This is a genomic window from Companilactobacillus kimchii DSM 13961 = JCM 10707 (assembly GCF_001435445.1).
GTDB lineage: Bacteria > Bacillota > Bacilli > Lactobacillales > Lactobacillaceae > Companilactobacillus > Companilactobacillus kimchii.
The window spans coordinates 67,797-74,533 of record NZ_AZDH01000003.1; the positions used below are offsets into that span (position 1 = coordinate 67,797).

At 32.3% G+C, this 6,737-nt stretch carries 10 protein-coding genes; all 10 read left to right on the top strand.

Annotated features, from left to right (window positions below; all coding sequences use genetic code 11):
* Entirely contained in the window at positions 1–255 is a 255-nt protein-coding gene (locus FC97_RS01505) for a hypothetical protein (protein ID WP_054643398.1), read from the top strand.
* Entirely contained in the window at positions 255–746 is a 492-nt protein-coding gene (locus tag FC97_RS01510; RefSeq protein WP_054643399.1) for a DUF669 domain-containing protein, read from the top strand. Before FC97_RS01505 ends, FC97_RS01510 begins: the two co-directional genes overlap by 1 nt.
* Positions 747–810: 64 nt before the next feature.
* Entirely contained in the window at positions 811–2,538 is a 1,728-nt protein-coding gene (locus FC97_RS01515) for a DNA polymerase (RefSeq protein WP_054643400.1), read from the top strand.
* On the top strand, positions 2,535–2,732 hold the full coding sequence (locus tag FC97_RS01520) for a hypothetical protein (protein ID WP_054643401.1): 198 nt from the start codon (positions 2,535–2,537) through the stop codon (positions 2,730–2,732). Before FC97_RS01515 ends, FC97_RS01520 begins: the two co-directional genes overlap by 4 nt.
* Positions 2,732–3,151: a hypothetical protein gene (locus FC97_RS01525; protein WP_054643402.1), complete on the top strand. Its 420-nt coding sequence runs from the start codon at positions 2,732–2,734 to the stop codon at positions 3,149–3,151. The genes FC97_RS01520 and FC97_RS01525 overlap by 1 nt, the downstream gene beginning before the upstream one ends.
* A gap of 77 nt (positions 3,152–3,228) precedes the next feature.
* A complete protein-coding gene (locus tag FC97_RS01530; RefSeq protein ID WP_054643403.1) occupies positions 3,229–3,447 on the top strand; it encodes a hypothetical protein in 219 nt (72 codons plus the stop codon).
* Entirely contained in the window at positions 3,440–3,592 is a 153-nt protein-coding gene (locus tag FC97_RS13345) for a hypothetical protein (protein WP_156314102.1), read from the top strand. The genes FC97_RS01530 and FC97_RS13345 overlap by 8 nt, the downstream gene beginning before the upstream one ends.
* Before the next feature lie 66 nt (positions 3,593–3,658).
* On the top strand, positions 3,659–3,847 hold the full coding sequence (locus FC97_RS01535; protein WP_054643404.1) for a hypothetical protein: 189 nt from the start codon (positions 3,659–3,661) through the stop codon (positions 3,845–3,847).
* 23 nt (positions 3,848–3,870) lie between these two features.
* On the top strand, positions 3,871–5,745 hold the full coding sequence (locus tag FC97_RS01540) for a phage/plasmid primase, P4 family (protein ID WP_087882343.1): 1,875 nt from the start codon (positions 3,871–3,873) through the stop codon (positions 5,743–5,745).
* A gap of 344 nt (positions 5,746–6,089) precedes the next feature.
* On the top strand, positions 6,090–6,512 hold the full coding sequence (locus FC97_RS01545) for a hypothetical protein (RefSeq protein ID WP_054643405.1): 423 nt from the start codon (positions 6,090–6,092) through the stop codon (positions 6,510–6,512).
* Positions 6,513–6,737 lie beyond the last annotated feature (225 nt).

Below are 6,737 nucleotides of genomic sequence, written 5' to 3' on the forward strand. Positions count from 1 at the left end.
ATGAATATTTATATTCACTTAGATCGTATCTGTAACAAGGCTGTTGATAATTTATTAAATAAAATCAATCCAAATTTAACTTTTACCGATGAAGAACGACAAGAAATTGTTGATGGGATGATGAATAAAATTGTTGGTAATCAAGATGATTTGGAGTACACGGTTGAAAAATTATTAATTCAAAGATTTGAAGAACAATCTAATGACTTATTCACTGCACTAACATTACTTAATTTTTTAGGAGGAAATAAATAATGGCTGAAGAAAATTACGACTGGGGAAAATTCGATAAGGCGATTGATATGGACGATATCAAGAAAGACATCAAGGATGCGGAATCCAATTCAGGTAGCGACTATCCTGAAATTCCTGACGATACTTATGAAGTTAGCGTTGCCCAAATGGAATTGAAAACTTCAAAGAAGGGTGATCCAATGCTTTCCATTCGCTACAAAATTGAAGAAGGAGAATTTAAAGGAAGTCTAATCTTCTATAACGGAGTAATGCAACCAGCTTCACAATATATTGGACTACAAATCCATAACAATGATGAGATGCTTCGTAGTTTGAAGGTCTTTGAAGATGATGAAATTGAGTTCAATGGGTTTGATGATTACGCTGATTTAATTATGGATATTGCTGAAGAAGTTGCTGACAATGATGAATATCATTACGAGTTGCAACAAAGTACCAACAAGAAAAATAAAGACTTCAAGGATTTAAAGATTCTTAAATTATTGGATTAATCATTCAGTGCAGTATCACTTAAAACAATGCCGAATGGGTGGAATGCCCAAGTAATAAAGTGAGGTGATTAAAATCTTATTTTACGATTTTGAAGTTTTTCAAGAAGATTGGTTAGTTGTCATTCTTGATTCTGAAACCAAATCTAAAACAGTAATCATTAACGATACTGATAAATTCATTGATTTTTATCATCAGCACAAAAATGATATTTGGGTCGGATTTAATACACGTCACTACGATCAATACATTGCCAAAGCAATTATTGGTGGATTTAAACCGCAACAGATGAATGATTGGATTATTGATCTAGATAGAATGGGATGGCAATTTAGTAAGCAACTTTATAAAATTCAATTTCTAAACTTCGATATTAATACCATTCGTGGTCAATCACTCAAACAACTAGAAGGGTTTATGGGTGATGATGTCGAAGAAAGTAAGATTGATTTTACTATTAAACGTAAATTAACTGATGATGAAATTGATGAGGTTGTTAAATATTGTACTCATGACGTTGAAGAAACTATCAATGTTTTTGTTGAACGTATCGAGGAATTTGAAGCGACTATGGGACTGATTAAAGAGTTCAAACTTCCTATTAAAGACGTTGGAAAAACTAAAGCACAGTTATCAGCCAAAATCCTTAATGCTAAACAACCAAGAATTAAACGTGATGATGAAATGGATTATGGCTTTCCGGATACAATGCAAGTTGATAAATATACTGATGTCGTTGAATTTTACGAAACAGCAACAAGCTATGAACAAAGTTATGAAACCACAGTTGCAGGTGTTAAACATATCTTCGCTTGGGGAGGACTTCACGGCGCCAAAGAAAACTATCACGCTAAAGGAACAATTATCAATGTTGATGTTGGTAGTTACTACCCCACAATCATGGTTAATTACGGTTATGTCAGTAGAAATATTTCTAATCCAAAGAAGTTCGCCGAAATTCTTAAAACCAGATTGGAATACAAGGCAAAAAAGGACCCCCGGCAAGGTCCTTATAAAATTGTTCTTAATTCTACTTATGGAGCGACCAAAGATAAATACAATGGTCTATTTGATCCACGTCAAGCTAACAATGTATGTGTTTGTGGAATGATGTTGCTACTTGATTTGATTGAAAAATTAGAACCATACGTTGAACTTATCCAATCAAACACTGATGGTTTGTACGTTCGATTATTGGATAATAGTTACTTCGATAAGGTTGATGATATTTGTTACGAGTGGGAACAGCGTACTGGCATGGGATTAGAGTTTAAATATTTTGATGAGGTCATTCAAAAGGACGTCAACAATTACATCATGATTGATCATGAATCAGGTTATGTTAAAACCAAAGGTTCTTATGTTAAAGGATTGAATAACTTAGATTATGACCTTCCAATAATCAATAAGGCAATAGTCAAGTATTTTACTGATGGAATACCAGTTAAACAAACCATTGAAGATTGTGATGATTTACATCAATTTCAGAAGGTTGTGAAGTTAAGTTACAAATATGATGGCGCTGCACTTGGATATGACACATCTACTGGTCAACACAAACTAGTCAAAAAAATACCTGGTAAAGTTCAGCGTGTTTTCGCAAGCACTGACCAGGATGATTTGCAGTTATTCAAATTAAAAAAAGGGTCATTAGAAAAGATTGGGTTTGTTCCAAAACACGGTTTTATTGATAACGGAAATGTCAAAAATAAAAAAGTACCCTCCACGTTAGATCGTGAGTGGTACATCAAATTAGCTCAATCAAGAGTGAAAGACTTTGAAGGTGATAAATGATGAATATATATGTCGTATTAGTTAAAGACAGATCTATTAACTGGAAATTTATGACTAGAAAAAAAGATGAGTTTCATCGTCAACTTTGTACTTATGAAACTCATGAAGGTGCCGAAAAAGCAATTAATAGTATGAAGTACCGATTTTCAAAAAGAGCAGAGTTTAGAATTGTGGAATATGGAGAAATAAAATAATGGATGACGTAAGAATTTTAAAAGGTTGGACTAAAAAAGAGCGTAAGGAATTAGAAGAAGCTAAAGAAAGCAATTTTAAGAATGCTATTGCCTTAATTAACGGAATTGCTAACGATGACGATAATTGTACATTTTTGACGATAAAGTATTTGAATGAAAGTCCTGACGAAGATAATCAATTGGCTAGAGATATTGTCGATTATTATGATGGTAAAGCTAAATTTGCAGATCAAAAATATTATGTGCATTTGATTAAAAGTGATTGGTATTCTTATCTAAATATCAATACTGATGGGGAATTAAAATTATATAATCGTCTTGAACTTAACGGCTTTAAAACCAAGTTCACACGTGATGAAGTAGCTGCTATTGATCCAAAGTTTGTGCCATTTATGGAAGAGGTAGAAGACGATGAATGAAGCAAAAGTAATTAAATTAATGATGAAAGATATAGGCTTTGTATTGAAGCTATCCTATACGGCTACGAGGTAGAGAAATGAATCAAGTTAAAACATTTATTAGAGTCGCTGTTGATGATGATAACGATGAAGAAGTAAACGAATTTCTGAGAACTCATAATGTTAAAAACATTAAAACCAATGCTATCCAAGGTTTCACATATACATCCTACAGAGATTATGTGAAGACTGTAGATGACACATTTAAACCATCAATTATTACAACAATTATTTATGAGGTAGAAAATAATGAATGAAATAAAAATTAAAGCTGGCAAAATCTATATCGATGATATTGAAATTAATAATGTTTCAGATATTTCTATCATTGATCAATCAGGTGGAAATATTCGAATTGGGATTACATTTTTAAGTAAGAGTGAGGATAAAACTGATGATTGAAATAATTATAAGAATAATTTTTAATATTTCTATAGATAATAATCAGATTTTACAAGAGGTTTTAAAATGGTCGAAATAGATATTTATTATGAAGATGAATCAGAAGATTTACAGGTCACACAAGCTCTTATTAATCCTAAATATATTTGTTCGATTGAAAAAGTTGATGAGTATGACAGTTTATATTTCTTGATAATGCCTTGGGGTAAAGGCTACATGGTAGATTCTGATACTAAACACATGCTATTTAAGTAGTTGTCAATCGATAGGAAAGTGAGGTGAGAAAAATTCTATATCGCGGATATTTAAGAGGAGATGGTAAACACGCTTCTAGTAAATTTAAAAATGGTCAAAGGTTACTTAAATTTGAAACAGTTCGTAAAGAAGATTCATATGTTGGTATCTTGTCTGATGATTACATATGTGTTGACGTTGATAATTGGCCAGAATCACACAAATTGTTAAAGATATTGGATAACTTGAATATTAATTTCTCAGCCATTGAAACTAATCACGGAATGCATTTTTACTTTCAAGGTTATGATTTAACAACTAACAAAATTGGTTGGTATACAGCATTAGGAATCAAAGCAGATTTTAAACTTGGAATTAAGAATACTGCTGATCCGTTACGTATTGAAGGCAAAACCAGAAAATGGGTTCGTAAAACATCTCATTTTGATGCAATGCCTAAATGGCTGCTACCACTAAGCAATCATAGAAACCATATTGAAGAATTAAAATCTGGTGAACGAAATCAAAAATTGTTCAATTACATCTTAGTTTTACAAAAGGCTGGAATGAGTCGTGATGATATTCGGCAAACGATTAGGCTAATTAATGATTACATCCTTGATGATCCATTACCAAAACGTGAAGTTGATATTATCCTTCGTAATGATGCTTTTTTAAAGGAAACATTCTTTAGTAAAAATTCATTTTTGCATGATAAGTTTGCTAAATTCTTGATTGCTGAACATCATATTATTCTAGTAGCCGGTGTTTTACATATTTACAAAGATGGTGTGTATTCCGATGATCAAGCAGATATTGAAAGAGCAATGATTAGACATTTACCAGGGCTAACGAAATCCAGACGAATTGAAGTTCTTAGTTATCTTCAATTGCAAGCTGAAGAAAAACCACTAGCTGATGTTCGATATATTGCTTTAGAAAATGGATTATTCAATCTTGATACTTGGAAACTTCAAGATTTCAGTCCTGAAATCGTAATTAAAAATAAGGTTCCAATCAAGTTTGTTGAAGATGCTTATTATGAGATAACTGATAAAACTTTAAATAAGATATCGGTGAATGATAAAGAATTAAGATTAATCCTTGAAGAAATCTTTGGTTATGTTCTATTCAGACGTAATGAGTTAGGTAAAGCATTCATTCTAACCGGTGATGGATCAAACGGTAAAAGTTCTTATTTAAAGATTGTTCGTAAATTAGTTGGCAGTGATAATACATCATCACTTGATTTGAAAGAGTTAGGTCAACGATTCAAAACAGCTGAACTATTTGGCAAGTTAGCCAATATTGGTGATGATATTTCTAATGAATATATCAAAGATAATTCCGAATTTAAGAAGTTAACAACTGGTGAAACCATCAATGCTGAACGAAAGGGTAGAGATCCTTTTGATTTTAATAACTATTCAAAGTTAATCTTCAGCGCCAATAAGATGCCACGTATCAATGACACTTCGAATGGTTTAACCAGACGTTTAATGTTCATTCCTTTTAATGCACATTTCACTTCCAAAGATTCTGATTATGACCCATTCATAACAGATAAGTTACTTTCAACCGAATCAATGCAATATGTTTTGTTGTTAGGTCTAAATGGATTGAAACGATTACTTAAAAATCATAAGTTCGCTACTTCCAAAAGAATTACTGCTGAAGCTGCTAAATACGAAGAACTTAATAATCCGATCATTTTATATTTACGTGATGAGCAGCCTAAATTAGTTAATGAAGTGGTTAAAGATACTTATGTGATGTATTCGCTTTGGTGTACTGATAATGGATACAAAGCAGTTTCACAGATTGCTTTTAGTCGTGAAGTTTGCCGGATGAAAAAACTATCTACTAAGACACAACGGTTTGATGGAAAAAGAAAACAAATTTTCGTATCAATACCCTAAATGGACGTATTTGGGTATTTTTAACCCCACTATTCGTAAACAAAAATGGGTATTTTAGGGTCAAAATGGTGTCTGTCAATGATGTATCTTTGACATGTCAATGATATCTTTGACAGCTGTAACCGTTGTGGCTCAATGGATTTAATAGGGTGTCAAAGATGTCAAAGATGTTTTCACTTTCTTTTATATATAATAGTAAGTTTATTGAATAGTATTAATATATAAAGAAATATAGGGGTTTCATCTTTGACACTTCACTTGTGAAAGTCCTAAAAACCCAATGATACCAAGCGTTAGAAGGTGTCAAAGATGATTTTTTATCTTTGACAGAAAGGAGCTATTTTGTGAGTGAAGATAAATTCCAAGAAAATAAAAAGTTTCTAAAAAGATATAAGCCATTCTTACGACAACTTAAACGGCTTGAAGAAAGGCTTTATCAATTAGATGATCGTATCGAATCTACACATAGTGCTAGGATAACTGGCATGCCAGGCGGTGGAATTCCCAGAGGTTTGAATGATGAGTTAGGTCAACGTGAAGAATTAGAACAAAGAATCAATAACTTGTTAATGGAAAGTAGACCTATTAAACATGAGATATTAAGTACGCTTGACCACTTAGATAATCCTAACCAGGCTAATGTATTAGAGTTATTCTTCATTAATGATATGGACCTTTATACAATCAGTGAGAATCTTGATTACTCATTTAGACAAGCCAACCGATTGTATAAGGAAGGCATCCTAAATGTCATACCTATGTCATAGTTGTGTCATACATATGGCATACCCATGTCATTAGATTCCCCTTAAATTAGATGTATATTAGTATTATCGAAAGAGCTTTTGAGATAACAATTATAGAAGGAAACTATTCAAACCAGAACACATTTGAATAACACTCTCATTTGTTTTGATAGGTGATGATAAAGCCTATCTTATAGCATAGACAGGTTAGTGTTGGTTCGATTCCAACCTATACTACCCCCCCCC

What these genes read in the sequence shown, in the direction of transcription:
- FC97_RS01520 (WP_054643401.1), top strand. Translation starts at nt 2,535, where the DNA reads ATGATGAATATATATGTCGTATTAGTTAAAGACAGATCTATTAACTGG.
- FC97_RS01530 (WP_054643403.1), top strand. Translation starts at nt 3,229, where the DNA reads ATGAATCAAGTTAAAACATTTATTAGAGTCGCTGTTGATGATGATAAC.
- FC97_RS13345 (WP_156314102.1), top strand. Translation starts at nt 3,440, where the DNA reads ATGAATGAAATAAAAATTAAAGCTGGCAAAATCTATATCGATGATATT.
- FC97_RS01525 (WP_054643402.1), top strand. Translation starts at nt 2,732, where the DNA reads ATGGATGACGTAAGAATTTTAAAAGGTTGGACTAAAAAAGAGCGTAAG.
- FC97_RS01505 (WP_054643398.1), top strand. Translation starts at nt 1, where the DNA reads ATGAATATTTATATTCACTTAGATCGTATCTGTAACAAGGCTGTTGAT.
- FC97_RS01535 (WP_054643404.1), top strand. Translation starts at nt 3,659, where the DNA reads ATGGTCGAAATAGATATTTATTATGAAGATGAATCAGAAGATTTACAG.
- FC97_RS01510 (WP_054643399.1), top strand. Translation starts at nt 255, where the DNA reads ATGGCTGAAGAAAATTACGACTGGGGAAAATTCGATAAGGCGATTGAT.